A 23370-nucleotide genomic window follows, 5' to 3' on the forward strand; every position below is an offset into this window, starting at 1 on the left:
GCACTATATGATAAGGATATTTGCAAAAAATCCTGCCTAACCCACCGCTTGCTATGCTCCCCGTTGATAATCCCCTTTTACAATCAGCTTGATGCCCTGCCCTTTTTGCCACTGCAATATTACGCAAATTGCGATCTTCATTGTTTTCCCCGCTTATCTTGTATTTTTTCAGCATAAAACCTGCTTTTTAGTATAAATAATTGCACAAAAAAAAAACAATCTATAATTATTTTTTGTTCAGTTTAAGCGTTTATTTTTTAAGAGGAAAAACAATGAAATTCACTAAAACCCTACTTGCTTCCGCATTATTTGCCCTTTCCACTGCCGGTTTAAGCCCGTTAGCGATGGCAGATTCAGCACCAAATAAGCTTAATCAAGCTTTGAAAGCGTATGAAAACCAAGATTACGCTGCTGCTTTTAATCTATTTAAACCATTCGCAGAGCAAGGTGTTGCAAGTGTGCAACTTATATTAGGGTTGATGTATGACAACGGACGAGGTGTAAAACAGGACTATCACCAAGCGGTGAAATGGTATGAGAAAGCGGCAGAGCAAGGGGTAAAAGAGGCTCAATTTAATTTGGGTAATGCGTATTTCAAAGGAGAAGGCGTAAAACAGGACTATCACCAAGCGTTTAAATGGTATGAGAAAGCGGCAGAGCAAGGGGATTCAAATGCTCAATTTAATTTGGGGGGGATGTATGGTAAAGGACGAGGCGTAAAACAGGACTATCACCAAGCGGTGAAATGGTATGAGAAAGCCGCAGGGCAAGGGAAGGCAGAGGCTCAATTTAATTTGGGGAATATGTATTACAAAGGACAAGGCGTGAAACAGGACTATCACCAAGCGTTTAAATGGTATGAGAAAGCAGCAGAGCAAGGGGATTCAAAGGCTCAATTTAATGTGGGGCTGATGTATGACAAAGGACAAGGCGTGAAGCAGGATTATCACCAAGCGTTTAAATGGTTTGAGAAAACAGCAGAGCAAGGGGAGGCAGCGGCTCAATCTAAATTGGGGCTGATGTATGCTCTAGGACACGGTGTTAGACAAGATGAGCAACAAGCAAAATACTGGGTAGGTAAAGCCTGTGATAATGGTGATCAAAACGGGTGTGACCTTTATCGTATTTTTAATAAGGGAGAATAATTTATGAGTACGGCTAATGGGAAGAATAGTTTAACTAAATCCTGGTTTATTGGTATTGGCTTAGCCATTATTTTATTCTCGTTTATTTTAGCATTATTTTTAAAACGATATGAAAACGATCAACTTTGGAATATCACATTAGCTGTATTTTCCTTTTTAGGCGTGCTTTTAACCGCAGGGGCAGCTGTGCCTGCGGTTTCAGCGATTTTGTCATATCAGAATTTTACACAGAATGCTCAAAGAGCAGAAAAAGATTTAGAAAATTTGGAGAAAAAGCTGAATGAAATAAATCAAAATATTGAGAATGCTTTACCTGATTTATCTAAAAAAATTGAAACTGTAGGAAAACAATCCGAACAATTTCAAAAAATTATAGAACGGCAAGATATTAAGAAAATCATTTACCGCTATGTTAGAAATAGAAGGCTGACTAAATCAGAAGAAACTTTAAAAGATTGTTAGGTTGAATTATTTAGTTTAGATAAATCGGATTGTACGCTTTATGAACTAATTGCTGTTAAGCGATGGGAAATCGCAAAATATGAGGGCGAATTGGAAATAAAGAAAATTGAATATGGTGATTCCGTAGTAAAACAGTATCAAGCAGATTTAGATAATTTATATTTTGAATTAAAAGAGTTATATCGAATAGTCGGGTATTTTGATTCTGATATAAAAAATATCTATTTGAAAAAACTAAAAAAATAATATAAGGAAAACATAATGCAACTTAAAAATCTTTATTTTTCACCGCACTTTTAGGTGCTTCGGTATTTTCTTTTCATTCTAGTGTTTGGGCTGAACAGATTACTACTGAACAATTTACGGAGTCAGTTATTCAAAAAAACAAAGATATTGAGAAATTGCAATATATAACTGATTGAAATCGATATGTCGGATATTTAATGTCGGTGATGTCATTTTATTGTCTTTATTCGGAGTGAATTGGCAATCAAAATATTAGGGATAGGTTTATTTAGTCTTTTGATTTTGCATAATACCCGCCTAATCTCACCGCTTGCAATAAAAAATCAGGGCGTTTTAAACGCCCTTTTTCGGATATGCCTATTTTTTCTTCGCATATTTGAGCGAGTCAATCGCCACAGCGAGAATGATAATGCTGCCTTTGATGATGTACTGCCAGTACGGATTGACGCCGATGTAGGTTAAGCCGTAGTTGATGACGGTGAAAATGAGTACGCCGGTAATGACGCCGATAACTGTGCCGACCCCGCCGGCAAAGGAAACACCGCCGACAACGCACGCCGCAATCGCATCCAGTTCATACATAAAGCCGAGGTTATTGGTGGCGCTGCCGATCCGTCCGGCTTCTAGCATTCCGCCGAAAGCGTAGAAGATGCCTGCGATCATATAAATTGCGACTAAGTTGCGGGCAACGTTTACCCCCGATACTTTTGCCGCTTCCGGATTACCACCGATGGCAAAAAGATTTTTGCCGAAGCGGGTTTTGTTCCACATTATCCAAACCAAGAAAGCGGCAATTGCGGCGTAAATGGTGATGTAGGAGAGGTTAAAGCTACCGATGCGGAAGAAGCCTTGCGCAAAGGCGGAGAAATTTTCGTTGAAGCCGGCGATAGGCGATGAGCCGACCGCATCATAATAGAGGGAGTTAATTCCATAGACGATAATCATCGTCCCCATTGTGGCAATAAAAGGGGTAACGTTGAGATAGGCGATAACTAAGCCGTTTACCAAACCGATAATCGCCCCTACGGCGCAAACGGCAAGAATTACCACAGGAATAGGAATTTCCCCTAAATTGGGGAACACTTTGTTCATATTATCCATTGCTTGTAGCAGTGTGGCGGAAATCACGGCGGCTAACCCGACTTGGCGACCGGCGGAAAGGTCTGTACCTTGGCTGACCAATAAGCCGGCAACCCCAAGGGCAATGATCAGGCGGACGGAGGATTGGGTCAGAATGTTACTGAAATTGCGTAAACTTAAAAAGCTGGGATCTTGGGCGATGATAATCGCTAATAAGATCAGCAGCACAAAATAGATCGCATTTTGTTTGAGAAAATCGAACGATTTATTGGGTGTCATAGCAGACATAATTCTTTCCTTCTATAAATATTTGGCGGCTAGCTGTAAGATTTCTTCCTGTGAGGTCTGTTTGGTTTCGACAATGCCGGCAACTTTGCCGTTGCTCATCACTAAAATGCGGTCGGTTACCCCCAACAGTTCAGGCATTTCTGAGGAGATCATAATAATGCCTTTGTCTTTTTGCGCCAGTTGCATAATCAGTTGATAAATTTCATATTTCGCCCCAATATCAATGCCTCTGGTCGGCTCGTCCAACATTAAGATTTCCGGTTGGGTGAGTAGCCAACGCCCGATAATCACTTTTTGCTGATTACCGCCGGAAAGCGAGCCGATCGTGGTTTTGTGGGAGGGCGTTTTCACATTCATTGCATCAATTACCCATTGGGTATCGCTTTTCATTTTGAGGTTACTGAGTAATCCAAGCGAGCCGATATAGGATTTCATATTGGAAATCAATGAGTTAAATTCAATGCTTAGGTTGGCATAAATGCCGGTGGAGCGGCGTTCTTCGGTAACTAATGCAAAACCGTTATTGATGGCATCTAGAGCGGTTTTGTTTGCCATTTCCTTGCCGTACAGCTTCACCGTTCCGCTTCGGCGTTCTCGTACGCCGAAAATCGTTTCAACAATATCAGTGCGTTTTGCACCGACCAAACCGGCAATGCCGAGAATTTCGCCTTTACGCAATGTCAAACTGACATCTTGAATGGACGGTTGGTTGAGTGCAGTGAGATGCTCGATTTCTAAGATCACCTCTTTCGGCTGATTGGTTTTAGGCGGGAAGCGTTGGGTCAGCTCACGCCCGACCATCATTGCCACGATACTGTCCATCGTGCAATCTTTGACCGGTAGTGTGTTAATCCATTTACCGTCCCGTAAAATAGTGATTTCATCGCAAATTTTGAAAATTTCGTCCATTTTGTGCGAAATATAGATGATCCCGCAGCCACGGCTTTTCAGCTTTTCAATGATTTTGAACAGATGCTCGACCTCTTTTTCCGAGAGAGAGGAGGTCGGTTCGTCCATAATCACAATTTTGGCGTTGTAAGAGAAGGCTTTGGCGATCTCGATCATCTGCATTTGCGAAACGGACAAGTTGGCGACTTTTTCTTTCGGGTCGATCTGAATATCCAGCTCATCAAAAATCGCTTTTGTGTCTTGATACATTTTGCGGTGATCGACAAAAACGCCTTTTAGCGGATAGCGCCCTAGCCAGAGATTGTCCATCACGCTGCGTTGGCGGACGAGATTTAGCTCTTGATGCACCATTGAAATGCCGTTTTCCAACGCTTCTTTCGAGGTTTTGAAGTTGATCGGCTTGCCTAGAAAGAGAATATCGCCCTCATCTTTTGCATAAATGCCAAATAAGCATTTCAGTAGTGTCGATTTGCCCGCGCCGTTTTCGCCCATTAAAGCGTGAACGGAATGGGATTTGACGGTGAGATTGGCATTATCCAACGCTTTCACGCCGGGGAATGATTTACTCACATTCGACATTTTCAGCAAAATTTGGCGGTTTGGTTGTATGTCTGTTGCCATATTTACCTCAGATCAATAAGGGGAAAGCCAACCACCTCCCCCTTAATCGTTTAATGATGTATGATCATTATTTTAAAAATTCGGCTAAATTATCCGCATCAATGCCAACATACGGAATCCGCACAATGCGATCTTTTAAGATCCATTGCGTGCCTTCGGTTGCCGGTTTGCCTTTGGCTAAATTGTCGGACATTTGCACAATCGCTTTCCCTTGGGTAACGCCGTCATTTAAAACTGTGCCTGCTAACTCGCCTTTTTTGATAAGCTGCAAGGCTTCAGGCAGGGCATCAACCCCGAAAATCGGCAATTTTTTGCCGTGTGCTTTAGTGGCTTCTAATGCGCCCATAGCCATACCGTCATTATTGGCGATGATGACTTCAATATCTTTGGCTTTCGAGCTGGATAACCACGCATCCGTTTTATCTTTTGCCAAAGCAGCGTCCCACATTCCGGTGTCGATAAAGAGTTCTTCTGTCGGAATACCTAAGCTGTTTAATTGCTCGATCACATATTTAGTGCGGGCTTCGGCATCAGGGTGTCCCGGTTCGCCTTTAAGTAAAACATATTGAATTTTACCGTCTTTGTTCAAATCAAGTGCCGGATTAGCTTTCCACTGTTTCGCAATTAAATCCCCCTGAATAACGCCGGATTCTTGCGGGTTAGTGCCGACATAATAGGTATGTTCGTAGCTTTGGATTGCTTTTTCACCCGGATCTTTATTAAAGAAAATCACCGGAATATTTTCCGATTTTGCCTTGCCGATAATGGTTGGGGCAGCAGACGGATCGACCAAGTTAATCGCTAATGATTTCACGCCTTTGGAGATCAACACATCGACCTGATCGTTTTGAATGGATTGCGCATTTTGCGAATCGTTCATCAGTAAATCAATGTCTTTATACTGCTTGGCTTCTTTTTCAATCTCTTTACGCATTAGCGACATAAAATTGTCGTCATATTTATAAATAGTTACGCCGACACGGTTTGCCGCTTGACTGGAAGTTGCAATCGCACCTAATCCGAGAGCTAAAACAAGAGAACTTAAAACGGTTTTTTTCATACTGGACTCCTATGGTATTGTCAAAGAGAGAACGTTTTATTACCGCATACAGCCTAAACGCTGTTCTAAAACGAGCTATATATTGACTGAAATAATACTCCAAAATATTAAAAAAGAATGTGATCTTACTCACATTTTTCAATTCTGCTTGACATTAATTGAAAGAAGAAAATCGCCTAAACGGTGGCGGAGAGCGGTTTGTTCCGCTTTGTGAAGCTGATATTGACGGCGTTCAAGGTAAGGGGAAAGTAACGTTTGGGCGGCGGGGAAGTGGGCGGCAAGGCGGTACAATGCTGCGTAGCAGGCACTGAAAGTCCGTTGGGCAAAGGCAAAACCGGCGAGATTTTGCCAATCGGCTTCCGTGAGCGGTTGAGCCTCGGCAAGCGGTCGGTTGAGTGCGAATTGTTGCAAAGCCGCCGAAAACGGCAGAAGCGGGAAATCCCGCTCAAATTGTTCGGTGGCTTGCTGCGTAAACTGTTTGCCTTGCTCCGACAGGGGCAACAGCATCATCGCACTATGGCAGCCGCTGCTTGCCTCAACGGTGGGCGTGATCTGCACCAACTGGAATCCGCACTGCTGCCAAAAATGCAATAGCCCTTCATTCAGCCCAAAACTGACCGAGACAAAATCCACAAGCGGATCGATTTGCGAGATAATCTGCGAAACTAACCGCTTGCCGTAGCCCCGCCGTTGTTGTGTCGGCTGCACCGCCAGACGGGAAATCCGCAGGGAACGTAGGCGACAGGCAAGGGTAAGATTGCCCTGAAAGCAAAGATATTGGGCAACTAAATTGCCGTGTGGGCGGCGTTCGCCCCGCCAAATAGCATGGCTGAGAGATGAGTCTAAATGCCCCTCTGGTATCGCCCACGCCGCCGCAACCGTCTTTTCAGTGTCAGAAATAGTATAAAATTGCTGATCGGGGGCATCAAATAAACGGCGGAGATCGGTCGGGGTAGTTTTGTAATGGGCATCTGCCAGCAGTTGATAAAAGGCGAGCTTGTTGCAAATTTCCGCTCCAAAGCGACCGCTTGCAACGGGCGGCTCAAGCAGCAACAGTTGATGAATAAAGGTTTCCAGCGGATCATTTTGATCCCAACGTAGCGGCTGGTTGAGCGTCCAATGGTGTGTCGGGCGTTGAAGCTGGGGCAGGAGTTTTTGCGGAAAGCCCCGCCCTGTGCCTTCGTAATTATGCGTGGTACTGGTTAGAACTACTTTGTCAAAATAATCGCAAAAGCGGCGGAGTTGAGGTAACGGCAGGCTGGCGGCTTCATCAATAAATAACCATTGTTGCGGGGAAATCTGCTGTGCTGCGATCAGTTGAATCAGTTTATCCGGCGCAAAAAAGGTCAGCCCTTGTTGGTCAAGCTGTCGCCAAAAATTAGGCAGTGCCGCGTGGCTGCGAGCCGTGATAATGACGGAATGAGTGTGCGACAGGTGGTGTGCCAATTTACCGGCAAGGGTGGATTTCCCCCGCCCTCGTGGGGCGGTGATAAAATGCAGATGCGCCGAGAGGAGCGGTAGGCTGTCGAAAATGATCTGCTGTTCAGGGGTGAGATGCTCAATCGGCGTGGCGGGACTATTGCAAAAATCTTGGTTGATCCGTCCGCTTGTTTCAATCGCAAAACCAAAGGCTTCAACCAATCCTTTGAAATAGCGGTAAAAAAGCGGTGTGGCTATCGGCTCTCCTGCGTGCCAGCGGCGGCTGTCATCATCAATCTGCTGTTCAAGTTCGTGCCAAGCGGGGCAGAGCAGGTAGAGCGTGCCGCCCCGTTGAATTGTGCCGGCAACAATCGCCAATGCGTCTAAGTTTAAACAGACCCCTTGCGCTGTTCGCATATCATAAACGGCACAGGGAAATTCCTGTCCCAGTAACGTTTTGGCATTACTAAACGGAATGAGCGGCGGCAGGTGATCCGCCGTTTGTGCGGCTAAATACGGCACGCCGTTTGGCAGGCTGCTACCATCCAATCGGGTTAGGATCACCAATTTCCGCATTAGAGAATGCCTTAGGCGATTTTTTCCGCTAAATAGGGATCGTCAAAGCCCAAACGTTGCATAATGCGGGTTTCGAGGCTTTCCATTTCTTCAGCTTCCTCATCAGTTAAGTGATCGTAGCCGAGCAGATGCAATGTGCCGTGTACGGCAAGGTGTGCCCAGTGTGCCTCAAGGGGTTTGTTTTGCTCAACCGCCTCACGCTCGACCACTTGGCGACAAATCACCAAATCGCCCAATAGTGGCAGCTCGATCCCTGTCGGCATTTCAAAGGGGAAAGAGAGCACGTTGGTCGGCTTATGTTTGCTACGGTAAGTCGCATTGAGCATTTGGCTTTCCGCTTCGTCCACAAGGCGGACGGTGATTTCCGTGTCGGGATAATCGGGCGTGCCTGCTTCAAGGGCAAGGGCTTGATTGACCCACTGCTCAAATTGGGCAGCAGTGGGAAGGTTATCCTGATTTTCGCAGGCAAGTTGTAAATCGATATAGAGTGTCATTGCAAAAAATTCCTGAAATTAGCCCGCTTGTTGCCATTTTTGAGCGGCGATTTGATCGCTTTCCCGCCCTTCAATCCAGCGTTCGCCCTGCGGCGTTTGCTCCCGTTTCCAAAAGGGCGCTTGGGTTTTCAAATAGTCCATTATCAATTCATTGGCGGCGTAGGCATCGCCACGGTGAGCGCTGCTGACCCCGACCAATACAATTTCATCGCCGGTCGTGAGTTGACCGATGCGATGAATGACGGCGACCCGCTGTAATGTCCAACGGCTGCGGGCGTGTTCGACAATCTCCCGCAGGGCTTTTTCCGTCATTGCGGGGTAGTGCTCCAAATACAGTCCGGATACGCTGTCGCCCAAGTTCATTTCCCGCACTTTGCCGATAAACAGCGTGGTTGCGCCGACCGAGTGGTGTTCGCTCAACCAGCGGTAAATGCGGTTTTGGTCGAAGGGTTCGGCTTGCACTTGGATAAGGGTTTGTTGCATTTAACCCCCTGTTACCGGCGGAAAAAAGGCGATTTCATCACCGTCTTTAATCGGGGTGTTGAGCGGCGAAATTGTTTGGTTGATCGCCACTAATAATTTGCCCTCGGTGAGCGCCAATGCCCAGTTTTTGCCCCGCTCGCTCAGTTGTTGGCGGAGTTGCTCGGCGGTTTCGACATCTGCCGCCAATTCAAGCTGATCGATGCCGATCAGCTCACGGGTTTGGGCGAAAAATAAGACTTTAATCATTTTAGCTCCGTGTTTGCCACAAAATCGCCGGATTTGCCGCCGCTTTTGTGCAGTAATCTAACGTGTTCAATCACCATATCTTTTTGTACCGCTTTGCACATATCGTAGATTGTAAGGGCGGCAACGCTGGCGGCGGTAAGGGCTTCCATTTCCACCCCTGTTTTGCCGCTCAGTTTGCACAGGGATTCAATTCTGACTTGATTGCTGTGCGGCAGAACTTCAAGCTGAATTTCCACTTTTGAAAGCAATAACGGGTGGCAGAGCGGAATGAGTTCCCACGTTTTTTTGGCGGCTTGAATGCCGGCAATGCGGGCGGTAGCAAAGACATCGCCTTTGTGATGATTGCCGGATAAGATCATTTCCAGCGAGGTTTGGTTCATTGAAATTAAGGCTTCGGCACGGGCTTCCCGCACGCTGTCGGGCTTGTGGGAAACGTCCACCATATTGGCTTCGCCCTGTTGGTTGATATGGGTAAATGTTGTCATTGTCGTTTAAACCTTATATTGTCCGTTTGCAAGCGGTGCGATAGGGGGGATTTCTTGCAAAATCGTATTTGTCAAAAATGCGTGCCTTCCGACCGCTTGTCAGCCACCAATCGAGGCGAGGTGGTTACGAATGCCGCTGTCGCCTAAATGTAAATAATGATGGGCTCGTTTTGTTTGTAGCGCAGACTTTAAACGGGCTTCAAGCTGGGGGCGTTGGGCGTCCGATTGGAGTAGATCCCGAAGATCAACGCCCTCTTCTCCGAATAAGCATAAATGCAACTTGCCATTGGCAGAAACACGCAGGCGGTTGCAATCGGCACAAAACTGCTTCGCATAGGGCATAATCAGCCCGATTTCCCCTTGATAGTCGGGGTGTGCCAATACTTTTGCCGGCCCGTCCGAGACCGCTCTAGGCTGTAATTGCCACCCCTCTTGCAAGAGTCGATCTAAAATCGCTTGCCCTGACAGATGCTGCCGTTGAAAAAAGTGATCCATTTCCCCCGTTTGCATCAGCTCAATAAAACGCATTTGGATCGGGCGATGTTTGATCCAAGCCAGAAAACCGTTCAAACTATGAGCAGTATATTGCTTCATCAGCACCGCATTGACTTTGACTTTGCGGTAGCCGATTTCAAACGCCCGATCAATGCCGGCTAACACGGCGTGCAGTTTGTTTTCGCCGGTAATTTGGTGGAATTGGCGGGGATCGAGGCTGTCCACGCTCACGTTTAAATGGGTAATGCCCGCCTGCTGCCACAGCGGTACGTCCCGTTGCATTCGATAGCCGTTGGTGGTTAAGGCAAGTTGCTGAATGCCGGCGGTGTGGGCGATGTGGCTGGCAATGTCAAGAAAATCTTTGCGTAACGTGGGTTCGCCACCGGTTAAGCGGATTTTTTGTGTGCCGAGATGAGCAAAAGTACGCACAAGGCGTTGAATTTCATCCAATCGGAGAAAATGCGGGCGATCGGCAGGGCGTTGATAACCGTTCGGCAGGCAATAGTTGCAACGAAAATTGCAGACATCGGTAATCGATAGCCGCAAATAGACGTATTGCCGTTGAAAACGGTCAATCAACGCAGAAAGCAGCTCTGCGTCGAGAGATTTAATCGGGATACTTTGCATTTGACACCTTTCTAAAGGGAGAGGACGGCCCATTTCTCGGCAATCCCTGTGTAACAGTGTTACAGGTACAGTTTCCATATCTGACGACTTAGGAAAACAGGCTCGGAGTCGGAAAATAGCAATATTATGTAGCCGTTGCACAAAGTTGTTTTTTATTCGTCTGTAGGGACACACTGCGTGTGTCCGGATTTTAACCTATTAAAATAACTTGATTTTTAGAAAGGACACACGCAGTGTGTCCCTACATTCTGTTACAATGTCTATTTTTGTGCATTTGCGACATAATACCGGAAAATAGTGTCTATTTTAGTGCTCAAAATCGGATTAGGCAAGGTGCGATGAACCGCTGTTTTGCATTTCAAGCGGGCTTAAATTAGAATAGCGTGATACTTTCAGCGATTGAGGAAAGCAAATGAAATTTGTCAATACACTTTTATTGGGCGGCTTACTGGCGTTATCGGCAAACGGCTTCACAAGCCAGTGGGAAAAAATCACTAAGCCGATTGCCGGCAAAGCGCAGTCAATCGGCGGTTATAGCAACGGTTGTATTATCGGTGCACAACCGTTGGCATTAAAGGGCGAAGGCTATCAGGTGATCCGCTCGGTGAAAAATCGTTATTACGGTCATCCGCAATTGTTGAGCTATTTGCAACAGTTAGCCAAAAATGCCAAAGCGGAAGGGATTCCGCCAATTTTAATCGGTGATATGGGAATGCCGGCGGGCGGGCGTTTTTCCTCCGGGCACGCTAGCCACCAAACCGGCTTGGATGCGGATATTTGGTTGCGTTTCGGGCCGATGGACGATGCCACCGCACGTAATCCGGCAGGGTTGGCAACGGTAATGGTCGATCACGCGGCAAATGTGGTAAACGAACGGCTATGGACTGCACATCACACTAAATTATTGAAATTAGCGGCGTCCGATGGTCGGGTGGATCGCATTTTCGTCAATCCGGCAATTAAGGTGAAATTGTGCCAATCGGCAGGGGCGGATCGGGAATGGTTACGCAAAATCCGCCCGTGGTATGCGCACGATGCACATTTTCACGTCCGTTTAACTTGCCCTGCGGATGCGACAAATTGCGAAAATCAAGCACCTGTACCGGCGGGCGATGGTTGCGGTGCAGAGCTCTATTCGTGGTTTGAACCGGCAAAACCGTCCGGTAAGCCTAAAGCGAAAGTGATCCCGCAACCGCCGCAGCTTTGCCAAATGATCTTATCGTCTCAAGGGTTATAATCCACATAACGTGGCGGCAACGCCACGTATCATCGTACTTATTATGCGTCTATTTATTGCCGAAAAACCCAGTTTAGGGCGAGCGATTGCCGATGTGCTGCCGAAACCTCATACACGGGGGGACGGCTTTATTCAGTGCGGCGAAGGAAATACGGTAACCTGGTGTATCGGGCATTTGCTGGAGCAAGCCGAGCCGGACGCTTATGATGCCCGCTTTAAACAATGGCGAATGGAACATTTGCCGATTGTGCCGCAACAGTGGAAGTTGATCCCGAAAAAAGAGACGCTCAAGCAGTTCAAGGTGGTCGAGAAACTGATTAAACAAGCCTCCGTTTTGGTTCACGCCGGCGACCCTGATCGTGAAGGACAACTGTTGGTTGATGAAGTGTTTGGCTATCTACATCTATCTGGCGAGCAAAAGGCACAGATTCAACGCTGCTTAATCAGCGATCTCAATCCGAATGCGGTGCGTAAAGCGATTGAAAAATTGCAATTTAATCGCGATTTCGTCCCGCTTGCGACCTCCGCACTGGCAAGAGCGAGGGCGGATTGGCTATACGGTATCAATATGACCCGCGCTTACACCTTGCAAGGGCAGTCGGCAGGCTATCAGGGGGTACTGTCGGTCGGACGGGTGCAAACCCCGATTTTGGGCTTAATCGTCCGCCGAGATTTAGAGATCGAACATTTTGTGCCTAAGGATTATTTTGAAGTGCTTGCCCATATTTTCGTACCGGAAACGCAAGAGCGCTTTCAGGCACAGTGGCAGCCGAGTAAAGCCTGCGAAGATTATCAAGATGACGAAGGTCGGGTACTTTCCCGTGCCTTAGCGGAAAATGTCGTCAAGCGGATTACCAATCAACCGGCAGACGTGGCGGATTATCAAGATAAAATGGAAACGGAAACCGCCCCTTTGCCTTATTCCCTATCCGCATTGCAAATTGATGCGGCACGCCGTTACGGTCTGTCGGCACAAGCGGTGCTGGATATTTGCCAAAAACTGTATGAAACCCACAAGTTGATTACTTATCCCCGTTCCGACAACCGCTATTTGCCGAAAGAGCATTACGATGAGAGGTTGAAGGTAATGGCGGCAATTGCCCACCATTTGACCGAATATGCCGAAAAGCCAGCGGTGGTTGATCCTAATCGTAAAAACCGTTGTTGGAACGACAGTAAAGTTGAAGCTCACCACGCTATTATTCCGACTGCACGGCAAGGGCAGATTAAATTAACCGAGAATGAAACACGCATCTATCGGCTTATCGCTCGCCAATATTTATTGCAATTTTGCCCTGATGCCGAGTATCGTAAAAGCAAAATCTCGCTGGTGATTGCCGGCGGGCAGTTCGTGGCACAAGCCCGCAATTTGATTGTTGCCGGCTGGAAAGCTTTATTAGGTAAGGAAGATAGTGATGAAATCGCCGAGCCGTTATTGCCGGTGGTGAAAAAAGGGCAGCGGTTACACTGTGAAAAGGGGGAAATTGTCAGCAAAAAAACACAGCCGCCCCGCCATTTTACCGATGCGACACTACTCTCGGCGATGACCGGTATCGCCCGTTTTGTACAGGATAAACAACTGAAAAAAGTCTTGCGGGAAACGGACGGATTAGGGACGGAAGCAACGCGGGCAAGCATTATCGAGCTTTTATTTAAGCGGGGATTTCTGATTAAAAAAGGGCGAAATATCCACAGCACCGAAGCGGGCAGAACTTTAATCCAAGCCCTGCCGGATATTGCGACACAACCCGATATGACGGCACATTGGGAAATGCAATTAACGGATATTAGCAAAAAGCAAGCGAGCTATCAGCAGTTTATGCACCATTTAGTTCGGGATTTACCGGCTCTGCTGATTTCACCTCAACGGCAAATTTTGCAAAAATTAGCTCAAATCCAACCGCTTGCAAAAGGAAACAAGCGGTCGTTTAAGGCGAAAAAAAGCCAAAGTGTCGAAAAATAAATCGAACAGGTGAAAACTGTCAAATTCCGCTTGCAACGCCATCTCGAACCCGATATGATGCATGCCATCGAAACAAATTCCGCCGCAAGCGGAATTTTATTTTGACAGAATTAAGAGAAAAGAATGTTAATTAACGTACTTACAATCGTTTATCTTCTCGTTGCGATTTTGCTTATCGGTTTCATTTTATTGCAACAGGGCAAAGGTGCAGATGCAGGGGCATCATTTGGTGCAGGTGCAGCGGGAACAGTATTTGGCTCAGCCGGTTCAGCCAATTTCTTATCAAGAACAACGGCAATTTTAGCCATTATTTTCTTCGGTGTTAGTCTTGTAATCGGCAACCTAAATGCACATAATATCGCACCGAAAAGTCAATTTGACGATTTAAGCCAAGTCGAGCAGAAACAAGCTGTACCGACTAAAACAGAAAATAACGATATACCGCAATAAAATTTAGAATTTAACGCTCTGGTGGTGGAATTGGTAGACACGCTATCTTGAGGGGGTAGTGTCCAGAGGATGTGCGAGTTCGAGTCTCGCCCAGAGCACCAAACATAAAAGCCTAGTTTTAACGACTAGGCTTTTTTATTATTGAAATCCCTTGTGCCACAAGGCTTCGCTGAATTTTACCTAGATAGATAACCATTGATCGTTTATCTAGTTAAATGGTTACAATTCAGTATTTTTGGGTTTTATTTTGTTTCATTTGGGATTTAATAACGCCAAAATAACGCCAATTTAACCAATCGATTTTGCTATGTCTGCCATATCGGGAGCGTAGTATGTGTTGAGTAAAATTTTGATGTCTCGGTGTCCGCTGATTTTTGCCAAGGTCATTACATCAACTTTTTTTGCAAGGCGGGAAAGGGCTTCTCGGCGGGAGTCGTGGAAGTGCAAATCTTCATTGCCTAAGCCGGCAAGATCTTTCATTTTGCGAAAAACCGTATCGTGGGTGGCAGACTTGATTTGAAAAACGGTCGGGTCTTTCTCACTTTTCACCAACAAAAGGTGTTTGAGAATTTGGATCGCAAAAGAAGAAAGCGGTACGGTTCGGGCGAAGCCGTTTTTGGTTTTCGGCAGAAATGCGGTGGCGTTTTCCAAATTCACATCGTCCCACTTCAACTGACAAATTTCACCGGCACGCATTGCGGTTTCAATTGCAAAGAGGAGTGATGCGCCGACACGGCTGATAACGGTTTGAGGCGGTGCGTCAAAAGAAAAGCCTGATACGAATATCAGGCTGTCAATTTCAGCTCGGCTATACCGCCTTGTGCGGGGTGGCGGTTCTTTGGGTTTATCGACGAGAGAAAGCGGATTGCTTTTCAGAAATTCCCATTTAATCGCTTGTGTTATTATGGCCGATAAGCTCACACGTTCACGCAATACACTTAATACACTGACTTCTGTTAATCGTTGAGCTTGTCATTTTTCAAAGTCTTTTTTCGATAAATCCTCAAGTAGAACAGCCCCTATTGGAGTTTTAGCAATGCGATTTAAACGTAAGGTTCTTCCCTTGCGCCGCCCTTGTGAACGGTAACTTCCTCAATATATTTATCGATCAACTCAGCAAACGTCATTTTTGGTACGGCACTGTATTCACCAGCTTCAATTTGACTTTCAATAGACATTGCCCAACGGGTAGCTTCCGTTTTAGTTGAGAAGGTGGCAGATTTTCTAATGCCGTTTTTACTAATTTGAACCCGCCATCTATCTCCACGTTTTGCGATAGTTGCCATATATTCCCTCTTAAATAACCTTTTTTTGCTTATGCGTTGCAAAAAACTCAATAACATCTTTTTTAAAATAAAGTTTTTTAGCTCTGTTTCTGCCTTTACCTCTAATATCAACAGAAGCAGGAAAACGTGGATCAGAAATAATATGGGAATAAGTATGATGATAAGAAAAGCCACAATAGTCGGCAATATCTTGAATTTCCCATAGCCGAATGTTATACCAAGACAATAGCAAAAAAAGCAAAACTCGACCGCTTGTCGAAAGATAGGCAGTTTTTTTATGGAGAAAATATGCCTTCACTTAAACTGACCCAATTCAGCGGTATCGCGCCACGTCGCTCGCCATGAAACCTGCATCAAGCTATAGCACAGGTAGCGGAAGATGTGGATTTATCCAGTGGTACATTGCGGCCGTGGCGAACGGATAAGAAAGTATCGGAGAAAATCGGCAAGCCGATTCGTTTTTTGTGCGGCGAATTGGCAGGTTACATTTTAATGGACAGCTATCTGGCGGTAATTGAAATGGAAAGCCTGTGCCAGTCGCAAGGTTACCTGCAGATTTTGGTGTTGGAAGAGCCGCTCCGATTATCAGCTATCAATCCGCCTGCCTATACAAGGGTGCACCGACACGGCTGATAACGGTTTGAGGTGGTGCGTCAAAATAAAAGCCTGATACGAATATCAGGCTGTCAATTTTGGCTATACCGCCTTGTGCGAGGTGGCGGCTCTTTGGGCTAATCGACTAAGGAAAAGTTGAACTATTATAATTACGGAGGTGTACTTTTTTATAGACAGGCAACAGAACATCAACTGATAACTTATAGTTTATTTTACCAATATGAACTATATAGAAAACTCCAACGCTTTGAATACTCAGTAATGATTAACGATAAACCATAACCATCTTGTAACGGACTATCCTCAGGCTTAGCATTTTTCACTTCTGTCGCCGTTAAAGGCTTAATTATTTTTGGCATTTCATAACTCCTTAAACACACCCACAAAAACACCCACCAAAAATTTTGGATTAAATAGGATTATTTCGGACTGTATCGGGTAGTTATTTTACTCAAAAGTATTGAAATTACTAGATTTTTAAGAGATTTTTGGATTAGTTCGGACTGGTTCGGATTAAATGATGGAGGCGTGTCCCGGAGTCGAACCGAGCTACATGGATTTGCAATCCAGTGCATAACCGCTTTGCTAACACGCCGTTGATGAGATAATGGAGCGGGAAACGAGGTTCGAACTCGCGACCCCGACCTTGGCAAGGTCGTGCTCTACCAACTGAGCTATTCCCGCATTTGAGTTGTATGTCGTGAAGACGATGCGTATTCTACGAAAATTTACTTCTCTGTCAAACCTTTATTTCACAGATTTAATTTAGATGCTGAAAAAAAGTGCGGATTGTCGATTTTTGCGTAAATTTTATTGATAAATATACGGAAAAAATTTAATCTTATTGAGAATAAATCTTATTACTTACCTAAAGGAGCATCTATGCGCTTAACATCTCTTACTCTCTCGCTATTACTTTTTTCCGCCTCAAGTTTTGCTGCCGATTTATCAAAAGAAACCGCCAGCTATAAACAATTTGTGGTTGAACAAATCGATCAATTAGTTAGTAGCACTGAAACGTTTGTCGGGCATTTGAAATCGGGCGATTTGCAAAAAGCGAAGCAAATCTACCCGCTTGCCAGAATGTATTTTGAGCGTTCTGAGCCGATCGCCGAAAGTTTTGGCGATTTAGATCCCCGTATTGATGCCCGCCTTGCCGATTTAGCCGAAGACGGTAAAAATGAGGCTGATTGGTCTGGTTTCCACAAAATCGAAAAAATCCTTTGGGAGCAAAATACGACGAAAGGAACAGAAGCAATTGCCGATCAATTATTGAAAGATGTCAAAGAATTGCGTGCCAAAATCCCAACGGCAGACGTAACGCCGGAATTGATGGTAACCGGTGCGGTGGATCTGCTTAATGAAGTTTCCACAACCAAAGTTACCGGCGAAGAGGAGATTTTCTCTAAAACCGATCTCTATGATTTCAAAGCCAATATTGAAGGAGCGGAAAAAATCTATGCAATTTTTAAACCGCAGTTAGAGCAGAAAGATGCCAAACTTTCCCAACAAATTGCGACTCGTTTTGCCGAAGTGAATGCCCTCTTAGATAAACATAATCAAGCAAAACAAGGCTATGATTATGTGAGTTACGATAAATTATCCGCCGCAGACATTAAAGCCTTAGCCGAAGCGGTAAACAAATTAGGCGAACCGTTGGCACAAATGGGTGTATTACTCGAAAAATAAGGATCGTTATGAGCAAATCACCGTTTCAATTCGGTCGGCGTGATTTTCTCAAAAAAGCAACCTTTGTCGGTGCCGGCGTGCTTGCCGGCACTGCAACTGCTTTAGAACCACGCACTGCCGTTAAAATCCAAGCCGTTTACCCTTTTTTCGGCACACATCAACAGGGGATTACCACACCCGCTCAACATCATATCTACTTTATGGTGTTAGATCTGCACACAACCGACCTTAGCGACATTCAGCAAATGTTCCAAACTTGGACACAATACAGTGCCAAATTAACTGCGGGTCAAAATGTTAAAGCCTACGGCACAAATCCGTTTGTGCCGCCGGTAGATACCGGCGAGGCGGACAGTTTAAATCCGGCAAATTTAACCCTAACTTTCGGCGTGAGTCCCTCATTTTTCGATAAGCTGAATATCGCCCGCTTACGGCCTGCAATGCTTGCACCGCTTCCGCACTTTCCTCGTGATCAACTGCGGGAAGCCTACACCGGCGGCGATATTTGTATCCAAGCCTGTGCCGATGATCCGCAGGTGGCATTCCACGCCGTGCGTAACTTAGTCCGAATTGCCCGTGCTAACGTTACAATGCGTTGGAGTCAGTCGGGTTTTAACTCTTTTGAAGGCAACGATACTCCCCGCAACCTGTTCGGTTTTAAAGACGGCACAGGTAATCCGCAGGGGGAAGAATTGGCTCAAACCGTATGGTATCAAGGTAATGGCTGGCTGAAAGGCGGGTCGTTTCTTGTCGCCCGCCGTATCCAAATGCACCTCGAAACGTGGGATCGTACCAATTTAGACGGTCAGCAGGAAACTTTCGGGCGTTATCGTGATTCCGGCGCACCGATTGGCGCAAAACAGGAGTTTGACCCTGTCGATCTAGAGCGGAAAGACGAAAAGGGTGAACTTGAAATTGCCGATATTTCTCATCTACACTTAGCCAAAAAGGCAGGGCCGAAAATCTTACGCCGTTCCTTTTCCTATGCCAGCGGTGTTGATCCGAAAACCGGTCAATTTGATGCGGGGTTACTGTTTATTTCCTATCAAAAAGATCCGGCACAATTTATCGCCATTCAAAACCGCTTAGGCAATATCGACAAAATGAATGAATATATTACCCATATCGGCAGCGGGCTATTCGCTTGTTTTGCGGGAGTAAAAGATGACAATGATTATTTGGGCAAAGCATTATTTGATGCGATTTAGCCTAGTTGCAGTGATGACGCTCAGCCTCGTGCTGAGCGTTTGTGCTTATGCCAAAGTGGAAACCGGCTCACTCTTTGTGCATCTGTCGGACGCAATGGCACAAGTCAAAAACGGGGAGGCTGCAAGTGCCGAGCCGTATCTCGCCGCATTACAGCAAGAATTTGAAGCGTTACCGAACCATCAATCTCAAGCAGGGCAAGCGGTCAGTTCCGCCTTAAAATCGGCAAAACAGCAGCCTGAGCTTGCACGCTTGGAGCAACTTGCCAAAGCACTCTACACCTTTGAAAAAGAGCAAAATCCGGTCGATTACCGCCAAAAACGCCAACAATTCGCCAAGCGGGTAATGCCCGTGTATCACGCCCTCAAAGATGCGGTGCAATCGCAGGATTTAGCCGCCGTTCAAACCGCTTATAAACGCTTCAACACTACTTGGGCGGTCAATGAAAAAGTGGTGAGAGAAACCAGCCTTGGACATTACGGGCAAATTGAAACGGCAATGACTTTGCTGCGTATCGCAATGCTGTCCGAGCCGGTGCAATTTGAAGAAATGGCGAAACAGGCGGACGCTCTCGCGAGTGCCTTAGCGGATTTCAATGCCGGCAAAGTAATACAACCACAATCGTTCGCCGATAATGCGCCGCAGACCTTACAAGACGGCATTCGTCTGCTTGAGCGAAGTTATCAAGCTCTCAGCCAATCGCAACACGAGCAAGCCAAGGCGGATATTACCCTTTTCATTCAGCAGTGGCCGATTTTTGAGGGCGAAGTCAGCACCCGCAACGGCAATTTATACCGCCGTGTCGAAAGCGATTTGCCACTCATCTTAGCCAAAGGCGATGCGCCAGAAAACCTTGCCGCCTTTCAACAACTGATACAGGATCTGAACGCCCTAGCACTTGATGCCGGCTATAATATGCTTGACGCAATGCTGGTCTTATTACGGGAGGGCGTAGAAGCCCTGCTCATTATTATGGCATTGCTCACCACCCTCAACCTTGCCAAACAACCGACTGCAAAACGTTGGGTTTATGCCGGTGCAGGTCTAGGGCTAATGGCAAGTGTGGCAGGGGCGGTGGCATTACAGCAATTTTTCCCTGCTATCTCTGCCGGCAAAAACCGTGAAATTTTAGAAGGCATTGTCGGGATCATCGCTGTGGCAATGATGTTAATTGTCGGTGCGTGGCTGCATAGCAAAGCCTCAATGCAAGGCTGGAAACGTTTTGTCGAAAAGCATATCCATAAAGCGCTAGCGACCGGCAGCCTATTTTCAATGCTCTCATTGAGTTTTCTCTCGGTCTTTCGGGAGGGGGCGGAAACCTTATTGTTCTACGCCGGAATGTTGCCATTAATCGATACGCAGGATTTATTAGCCGGCATTGCGTTAGCCTTAGTACTATTGACAATATTGGCGTGGATAATGCAGCGTTCAGCCGCCCGTCTGCCAATCCATCACCTGTTTAAAGTGATGACCTTACTTATTTATCTGCTCGGCTTCAAAATTCTTGGCGTCAGTATCCACGCTTTGCAACTGACCCAAGTCCTGCCGACCAGCGTCATCATCGACCTGCCGGCTATCCCGTTCATCGGTTTTTACAGCTCTTGGCAAGGCATTATTGCGCAACTGGTGTATTTGCTACTGATCCCTGTGATTGCAAAATGTTTTAAGCATTAAACCGCTTGCTTTCTCGAAGCGAGTAACCGTCCGGTTATTCGCTTTATTTTCCCTTTCGTTTTACATTAAATTACCTTCTTTTTATTCCTTATTCGTTGCTGTAAATATTTTTTTATAAAAAATAAATACGTGAAATAAAATTAACATTTTGATTTTAAATCATTTATTTTTTAAGCCTATTTATTATGATTTATATCAAAATTTAGAGTTGTTTTGTAAATTTATTTTTGATACAGTCTGAACAAATATTATTAAGCGTGCTAAAAAACGATGTCAAAACAGCCAAGGAGAGCGTATGAAAAATCCTGCCCCCAAACCGTTGGCAACAGAGCAAGAGAGAGCATTTATTGATCAACTCGCTCAAGGCACTTGTCGAGATCCCTTTGCCTATTTAGGGATTCACCAAAGCTCTGACGGTGTGATTATCCGAGCTTATCTCCCCGAAGCCTTACAGGTTACCGTGATTGATCCCCTCGCTCACCCTCTCTCAGCAATGCAGCTTATTGACGATCGTGGCTTTTTCTGTGCCGAATTATCCGGTAAAAAAACCGATTTATCTTACCGCTTGTTAGTCCGTTACGCCCATACTGAAATAGATATTGAAGATCCTTACCGCTTCCAATCGACGATTACCGAATTAGATAATTGGCTGCTTGCTGAAGGCACGCATATCCGCCCCTATGAAAAACTGGGTGCGCATCTCGTTACCCAAAACGAAGTAGGCGGTATCCATTTTAGCCTATGGGCACCGAATGCTCAGCGCGTGTCGATTGTCGGCGATTTCAACTTTTGGGACGGTCGCCGCCACCCGATGCGTTTTCATCACAGCAGCGGCATTTGGGATATTTTTATGCCGAATGCCAAAGCCGGCACATTGTATAAATTTGAAATTTTGGACAAAAACGGGCAAATCCGTTTGAAATCCGATCCCTACGCTTTCGCCGCCCAATTCCGTCCGGATACCGCCTCGGTTGCCAGCGGTTTGCCTGCGATTGTCGAAGTCGATGAGCAACACCGCAGAGCGAATGATCCCGATCAACCGATTTCAATTTATGAAGTCCATTTGGGGTCGTGGCGGCGAAATCTTGAGAATAATTATTGGCTTAGCTACGAAGAGATCGCCGATGAGCTGATTCCTTATGTTAAAGAAATGGGCTTTACCCACATTGAATTGCTACCGATTTCCGAATTTCCGTTTGACGGCTCGTGGGGCTACCAACCCACCGGCATTTATGCGCCGACCAGCCGTTTCGGTTCGCCGGAGGGGCTACGCACTCTCATCCGTAAAGCACACGAAGCAGGGATCAACGTTATTTTAGACTGGGTGGTCGGACATTTCCCGACAGACGAACACGGCTTGGGTAAATTTGACGGCACACATCTCTATGAACACGAAGATCCGAAAGAGGGCTATCATCAAGATTGGAACACGCTCATTTACAACTACGGTCGTAACGAAGTGCGTAACTACTTGACGGGCAATGCGCTGTATTGGGTCGAACGCTTTGGGATTGACGCCCTTAGAGTCGATGCGGTCGCCTCAATGATCTACCGTGATTACTCCCGCAAAGACGGCGAATGGATTCCCAACTGCTACGGCGGGCGGGAAAATTTGGAAGCAATCGCCTTTTTACGTGCCACTAACGATATGCTCGCCAAAGAGAGTCGAAGCGGTGCAACCATTGCCGAAGAATCCACCTCATTTGCCGGCGTAACCCATTCCACCGAGCAAAACGGCTTGGGTTTTGATTACAAATGGAATATGGGCTGGATGAACGACACGCTACGCTATATGCAAAAAGATCCCGCTCACCGCAAATATCATCACGATTTGATGACGTTCGGAATGATGTATCAATATAGCGAGAAATTTATGTTACCGCTCTCCCACGATGAAGTCGTGCACGGTAAAGGCTCAATGCTCGGCAAAATGCCGGGGGATTGTTGGCAACAATTTGCCAACCTGCGTGCTTACTACGGCTATATGTGGGGCTATCCGGGCAAAAAATTACTCTTTATGGGCAATGAATTTGCCCAAGGGCGGGAGTGGAATTTCCAAGAAAGTTTAGATTGGTTCTTGTTGGACGACAACCACGGCGGCTGGCACAAGGGTATGCTGAATTGGGTGCGTGATCTCAACCGTTTATATACCCAAACGGCAGCGCTCTATCAATTAGACTATGATCCGCAAGGCTTTGAGTGGCTGGTGGTGGACGATGCTGATCATTCGGTGTTTGCGTTTGAACGGCGGGCTAAAGACGGCTCAAGTCTGATTGTGGTGAGTAATTTCACCCCGATTGTGCGGGAAAATTACCGCATCGGCGTTAATCAAGCGGCAACTTACCGAGAAGAACTTAACTCCGATGCCAATCAATATATGGGCAGCAATGTCGGGAATTTCGGGCTGATTAAAAGTGAAGCGGTTGAACACAAGTCGAAACCTTATTCCATCAGCCTAACGCTACCGCCCCTGTCAACGCTCTTTTTAGTCAAAGAGAAGGCGGCTAAACCGCTACACAAAAAAGTAAAAAAGAAAAAGCGCTAAATTTGGCGAGTGCAAGCGGCTAGTTAGGTCAGCTTTTTTGCAAAACATTCTCTTGCACTCTCTCTGATA

Annotated in this window: 21 protein-coding genes, 3 tRNA genes, 1 pseudogene and 1 riboswitch; of the genes and pseudogenes, 11 read left to right on the plus strand and 14 right to left on the minus strand. The window is 46.0% G+C overall.

All coding sequences use genetic code 11. The features are described 5' to 3' along the window. Positions 1–272: 272 nt before the first annotated feature. Both E4T80_RS02555 and E4T80_RS02560 read left to right on the plus strand, forming a co-directional pair. Complete coding sequence (locus tag E4T80_RS02555; RefSeq protein ID WP_135054667.1) at positions 273–1145, plus strand: tetratricopeptide repeat protein; 873 nt, start codon at positions 273–275, stop codon at positions 1143–1145. 3 nt (positions 1146–1148) lie between these two features. Continuing rightward, positions 1149–1607, plus strand: a complete 459-nt coding sequence (locus E4T80_RS02560) for a hypothetical protein (RefSeq protein WP_135054669.1) — start codon at positions 1149–1151, stop codon at positions 1605–1607. A gap of 603 nt (positions 1608–2210) precedes the next feature. Here E4T80_RS02560 and mglC read toward each other — a convergent pair. From mglC to moaA, 9 genes are all read right to left on the minus strand, one after another. Beyond that, entirely contained in the window at positions 2211–3221 is a 1011-nt protein-coding gene (mglC, locus tag E4T80_RS02565) for a galactose/methyl galactoside ABC transporter permease MglC (protein WP_135054671.1), read from the minus strand. Between the two features lie 12 nt (positions 3222–3233). Further along, a complete protein-coding gene (gene mglA / locus E4T80_RS02570) occupies positions 3234–4751 on the minus strand; it encodes a galactose/methyl galactoside ABC transporter ATP-binding protein MglA (protein WP_135054673.1) in 1518 nt (505 codons plus the stop codon). Positions 4752–4818: 67 nt separating this feature from the next. Beyond that, entirely contained in the window at positions 4819–5811 is a 993-nt protein-coding gene (mglB, locus tag E4T80_RS02575) for a galactose/glucose ABC transporter substrate-binding protein MglB (RefSeq protein WP_135054675.1), read from the minus strand. A gap of 138 nt (positions 5812–5949) precedes the next feature. Continuing rightward, positions 5950–7806, minus strand: a complete 1857-nt coding sequence (locus E4T80_RS02580) for a GNAT family N-acetyltransferase (protein ID WP_135054677.1) — start codon at positions 7804–7806, stop codon at positions 5950–5952. Positions 7807–7817: 11 nt separating this feature from the next. Continuing rightward, positions 7818–8300 carry an rRNA maturation RNase YbeY gene (gene ybeY, locus E4T80_RS02585; RefSeq protein ID WP_135054679.1) on the minus strand — a complete coding sequence of 161 codons (483 nt, stop codon included), beginning with the start codon at positions 8298–8300 and terminating at the stop codon, positions 7818–7820. 18 nt (positions 8301–8318) lie between these two features. After that, a complete protein-coding gene (moaE, locus tag E4T80_RS02590; RefSeq protein ID WP_135054681.1) occupies positions 8319–8783 on the minus strand; it encodes a molybdopterin synthase catalytic subunit MoaE in 465 nt (154 codons plus the stop codon). Continuing rightward, complete coding sequence (moaD, locus tag E4T80_RS02595; protein WP_047977917.1) at positions 8784–9029, minus strand: molybdopterin synthase sulfur carrier subunit; 246 nt, start codon at positions 9027–9029, stop codon at positions 8784–8786. After that, positions 9026–9514 carry a cyclic pyranopterin monophosphate synthase MoaC gene (gene moaC / locus E4T80_RS02600; RefSeq protein ID WP_135054683.1) on the minus strand — a complete coding sequence of 163 codons (489 nt, stop codon included), beginning with the start codon at positions 9512–9514 and terminating at the stop codon, positions 9026–9028. The genes moaD and moaC overlap by 4 nt, the downstream gene beginning before the upstream one ends. 99 nt (positions 9515–9613) lie before the next feature. Next, positions 9614–10636: a GTP 3',8-cyclase MoaA gene (gene moaA, locus E4T80_RS02605; RefSeq protein ID WP_135054685.1), complete on the minus strand. Its 1023-nt coding sequence runs from the start codon at positions 10634–10636 to the stop codon at positions 9614–9616. After that, positions 10625–10756: riboswitch (molybdenum cofactor riboswitch) on the minus strand. It overlaps the preceding gene by 12 nt. 292 nt (positions 10757–11048) lie before the next feature. Between moaA and mepA the strand changes: the two genes are divergently transcribed. The 4 genes from mepA to E4T80_RS02625 all read left to right on the plus strand — a co-directional run bounded on the left by mepA (position 11049) and on the right by E4T80_RS02625 (position 14387). After that, a complete protein-coding gene (gene mepA / locus E4T80_RS02610; protein WP_135054687.1) occupies positions 11049–11873 on the plus strand; it encodes a penicillin-insensitive murein endopeptidase in 825 nt (274 codons plus the stop codon). A 43-nt stretch (positions 11874–11916) separates the two neighbouring features. Beyond that, positions 11917–13836 carry a DNA topoisomerase III gene (locus E4T80_RS02615; protein ID WP_135054689.1) on the plus strand — a complete coding sequence of 640 codons (1920 nt, stop codon included), beginning with the start codon at positions 11917–11919 and terminating at the stop codon, positions 13834–13836. Between the two features lie 123 nt (positions 13837–13959). Further along, entirely contained in the window at positions 13960–14286 is a 327-nt protein-coding gene (secG, locus tag E4T80_RS02620) for a preprotein translocase subunit SecG (protein ID WP_135054691.1), read from the plus strand. A gap of 15 nt (positions 14287–14301) precedes the next feature. Beyond that, positions 14302–14387 (plus strand) — tRNA-Leu (locus tag E4T80_RS02625). 187 nt (positions 14388–14574) lie between these two features. On the opposite strand, the pseudogene E4T80_RS02630 reads toward E4T80_RS02625, so the two are convergent. Together E4T80_RS02630 and E4T80_RS02635 are read right to left on the minus strand one after the other, a co-directional pair. Further along, positions 14575–15572 (minus strand): annotated as a pseudogene (locus E4T80_RS02630) (tyrosine-type recombinase/integrase). A 10-nt stretch (positions 15573–15582) separates the two neighbouring features. Continuing rightward, positions 15583–15870 (minus strand): hypothetical protein, encoded by a 288-nt coding sequence (locus tag E4T80_RS02635; protein WP_135054693.1) that lies wholly within the window; start codon positions 15868–15870, stop codon positions 15583–15585. A gap of 83 nt (positions 15871–15953) precedes the next feature. On the opposite strand from E4T80_RS02635, the gene E4T80_RS02640 reads away from it, so the two are divergent. Then, on the plus strand, positions 15954–16205 hold the full coding sequence (locus tag E4T80_RS02640) for a hypothetical protein (RefSeq protein ID WP_135054695.1): 252 nt from the start codon (positions 15954–15956) through the stop codon (positions 16203–16205). A gap of 194 nt (positions 16206–16399) precedes the next feature. Here the strand turns inward: E4T80_RS02640 and E4T80_RS12755 are convergent, their stop codons facing one another. The 3 genes from E4T80_RS12755 to E4T80_RS02650 form a co-directional block, all read right to left on the minus strand. Beyond that, positions 16400–16546 carry a hypothetical protein gene (locus tag E4T80_RS12755; protein WP_167740681.1) on the minus strand — a complete coding sequence of 49 codons (147 nt, stop codon included), beginning with the start codon at positions 16544–16546 and terminating at the stop codon, positions 16400–16402. 162 nt (positions 16547–16708) lie between these two features. Then, positions 16709–16782, minus strand: a tRNA-Cys gene (locus tag E4T80_RS02645). Positions 16783–16795: 13 nt separating this feature from the next. Next, positions 16796–16871 (minus strand) — tRNA-Gly (locus E4T80_RS02650). A gap of 198 nt (positions 16872–17069) precedes the next feature. Here E4T80_RS02650 and efeO point away from each other — a divergent pair. The 4 genes from efeO to glgB all read left to right on the plus strand — a co-directional run bounded on the left by efeO (position 17070) and on the right by glgB (position 23301). Further along, positions 17070–17876, plus strand: a complete 807-nt coding sequence (gene efeO, locus E4T80_RS02655) for an iron uptake system protein EfeO (RefSeq protein ID WP_047977633.1) — start codon at positions 17070–17072, stop codon at positions 17874–17876. An 8-nt stretch (positions 17877–17884) separates the two neighbouring features. Next, positions 17885–19084: an iron uptake transporter deferrochelatase/peroxidase subunit gene (gene efeB, locus E4T80_RS02660; RefSeq protein ID WP_135054697.1), complete on the plus strand. Its 1200-nt coding sequence runs from the start codon at positions 17885–17887 to the stop codon at positions 19082–19084. Then, positions 19047–20756, plus strand: coding sequence for an FTR1 family iron permease (locus tag E4T80_RS02665; RefSeq protein ID WP_167740683.1), 1710 nt, complete (start codon positions 19047–19049; stop codon positions 20754–20756). Before efeB ends, E4T80_RS02665 begins: the two co-directional genes overlap by 38 nt. Before the next feature lie 295 nt (positions 20757–21051). Continuing rightward, positions 21052–23301, plus strand: a complete 2250-nt coding sequence (glgB, locus tag E4T80_RS02670) for a 1,4-alpha-glucan branching protein GlgB (RefSeq protein WP_135054701.1) — start codon at positions 21052–21054, stop codon at positions 23299–23301. Positions 23302–23370 lie beyond the last annotated feature (69 nt).

The sequence above is a fragment of the Muribacter muris genome (genome assembly GCF_004569585.1).
GTDB lineage: Bacteria > Pseudomonadota > Gammaproteobacteria > Enterobacterales > Pasteurellaceae > Muribacter > Muribacter muris.

Excerpts from the sequence above, each read along its gene's own strand:
- E4T80_RS02555 (WP_135054667.1), top strand. The coding sequence starts at position 273 with ATGAAATTCACTAAAACCCTACTTGCTTCCGCATTATTTGCCCTTTCC.
- E4T80_RS02560 (WP_135054669.1), top strand. The coding sequence starts at position 1,149 with ATGAGTACGGCTAATGGGAAGAATAGTTTAACTAAATCCTGGTTTATT.
- mglC (WP_135054671.1), bottom strand. The coding sequence starts at position 3,221 with ATGTCTGCTATGACACCCAATAAATCGTTCGATTTTCTCAAACAAAAT.
- mglA (WP_135054673.1), bottom strand. The coding sequence starts at position 4,751 with ATGGCAACAGACATACAACCAAACCGCCAAATTTTGCTGAAAATGTCG.
- mglB (WP_135054675.1), bottom strand. The coding sequence starts at position 5,811 with ATGAAAAAAACCGTTTTAAGTTCTCTTGTTTTAGCTCTCGGATTAGGT.
- E4T80_RS02580 (WP_135054677.1), bottom strand. The coding sequence starts at position 7,806 with ATGCGGAAATTGGTGATCCTAACCCGATTGGATGGTAGCAGCCTGCCA.
- ybeY (WP_135054679.1), bottom strand. The coding sequence starts at position 8,300 with ATGACACTCTATATCGATTTACAACTTGCCTGCGAAAATCAGGATAAC.
- moaE (WP_135054681.1), bottom strand. The coding sequence starts at position 8,783 with ATGCAACAAACCCTTATCCAAGTGCAAGCCGAACCCTTCGACCAAAAC.
- moaD (WP_047977917.1), bottom strand. The coding sequence starts at position 9,029 with ATGATTAAAGTCTTATTTTTCGCCCAAACCCGTGAGCTGATCGGCATC.
- moaC (WP_135054683.1), bottom strand. The coding sequence starts at position 9,514 with ATGACAACATTTACCCATATCAACCAACAGGGCGAAGCCAATATGGTG.
- moaA (WP_135054685.1), bottom strand. The coding sequence starts at position 10,636 with ATGCAAAGTATCCCGATTAAATCTCTCGACGCAGAGCTGCTTTCTGCG.
- mepA (WP_135054687.1), top strand. The coding sequence starts at position 11,049 with ATGAAATTTGTCAATACACTTTTATTGGGCGGCTTACTGGCGTTATCG.
- E4T80_RS02615 (WP_135054689.1), top strand. The coding sequence starts at position 11,917 with ATGCGTCTATTTATTGCCGAAAAACCCAGTTTAGGGCGAGCGATTGCC.
- secG (WP_135054691.1), top strand. The coding sequence starts at position 13,960 with ATGTTAATTAACGTACTTACAATCGTTTATCTTCTCGTTGCGATTTTG.
- E4T80_RS12755 (WP_167740681.1), bottom strand. The coding sequence starts at position 16,546 with ATGCCAAAAATAATTAAGCCTTTAACGGCGACAGAAGTGAAAAATGCT.
- efeO (WP_047977633.1), top strand. The coding sequence starts at position 17,070 with ATGCGCTTAACATCTCTTACTCTCTCGCTATTACTTTTTTCCGCCTCA.
- efeB (WP_135054697.1), top strand. The coding sequence starts at position 17,885 with ATGAGCAAATCACCGTTTCAATTCGGTCGGCGTGATTTTCTCAAAAAA.
- E4T80_RS02665 (WP_167740683.1), top strand. The coding sequence starts at position 19,047 with ATGATTATTTGGGCAAAGCATTATTTGATGCGATTTAGCCTAGTTGCA.
- glgB (WP_135054701.1), top strand. The coding sequence starts at position 21,052 with ATGAAAAATCCTGCCCCCAAACCGTTGGCAACAGAGCAAGAGAGAGCA.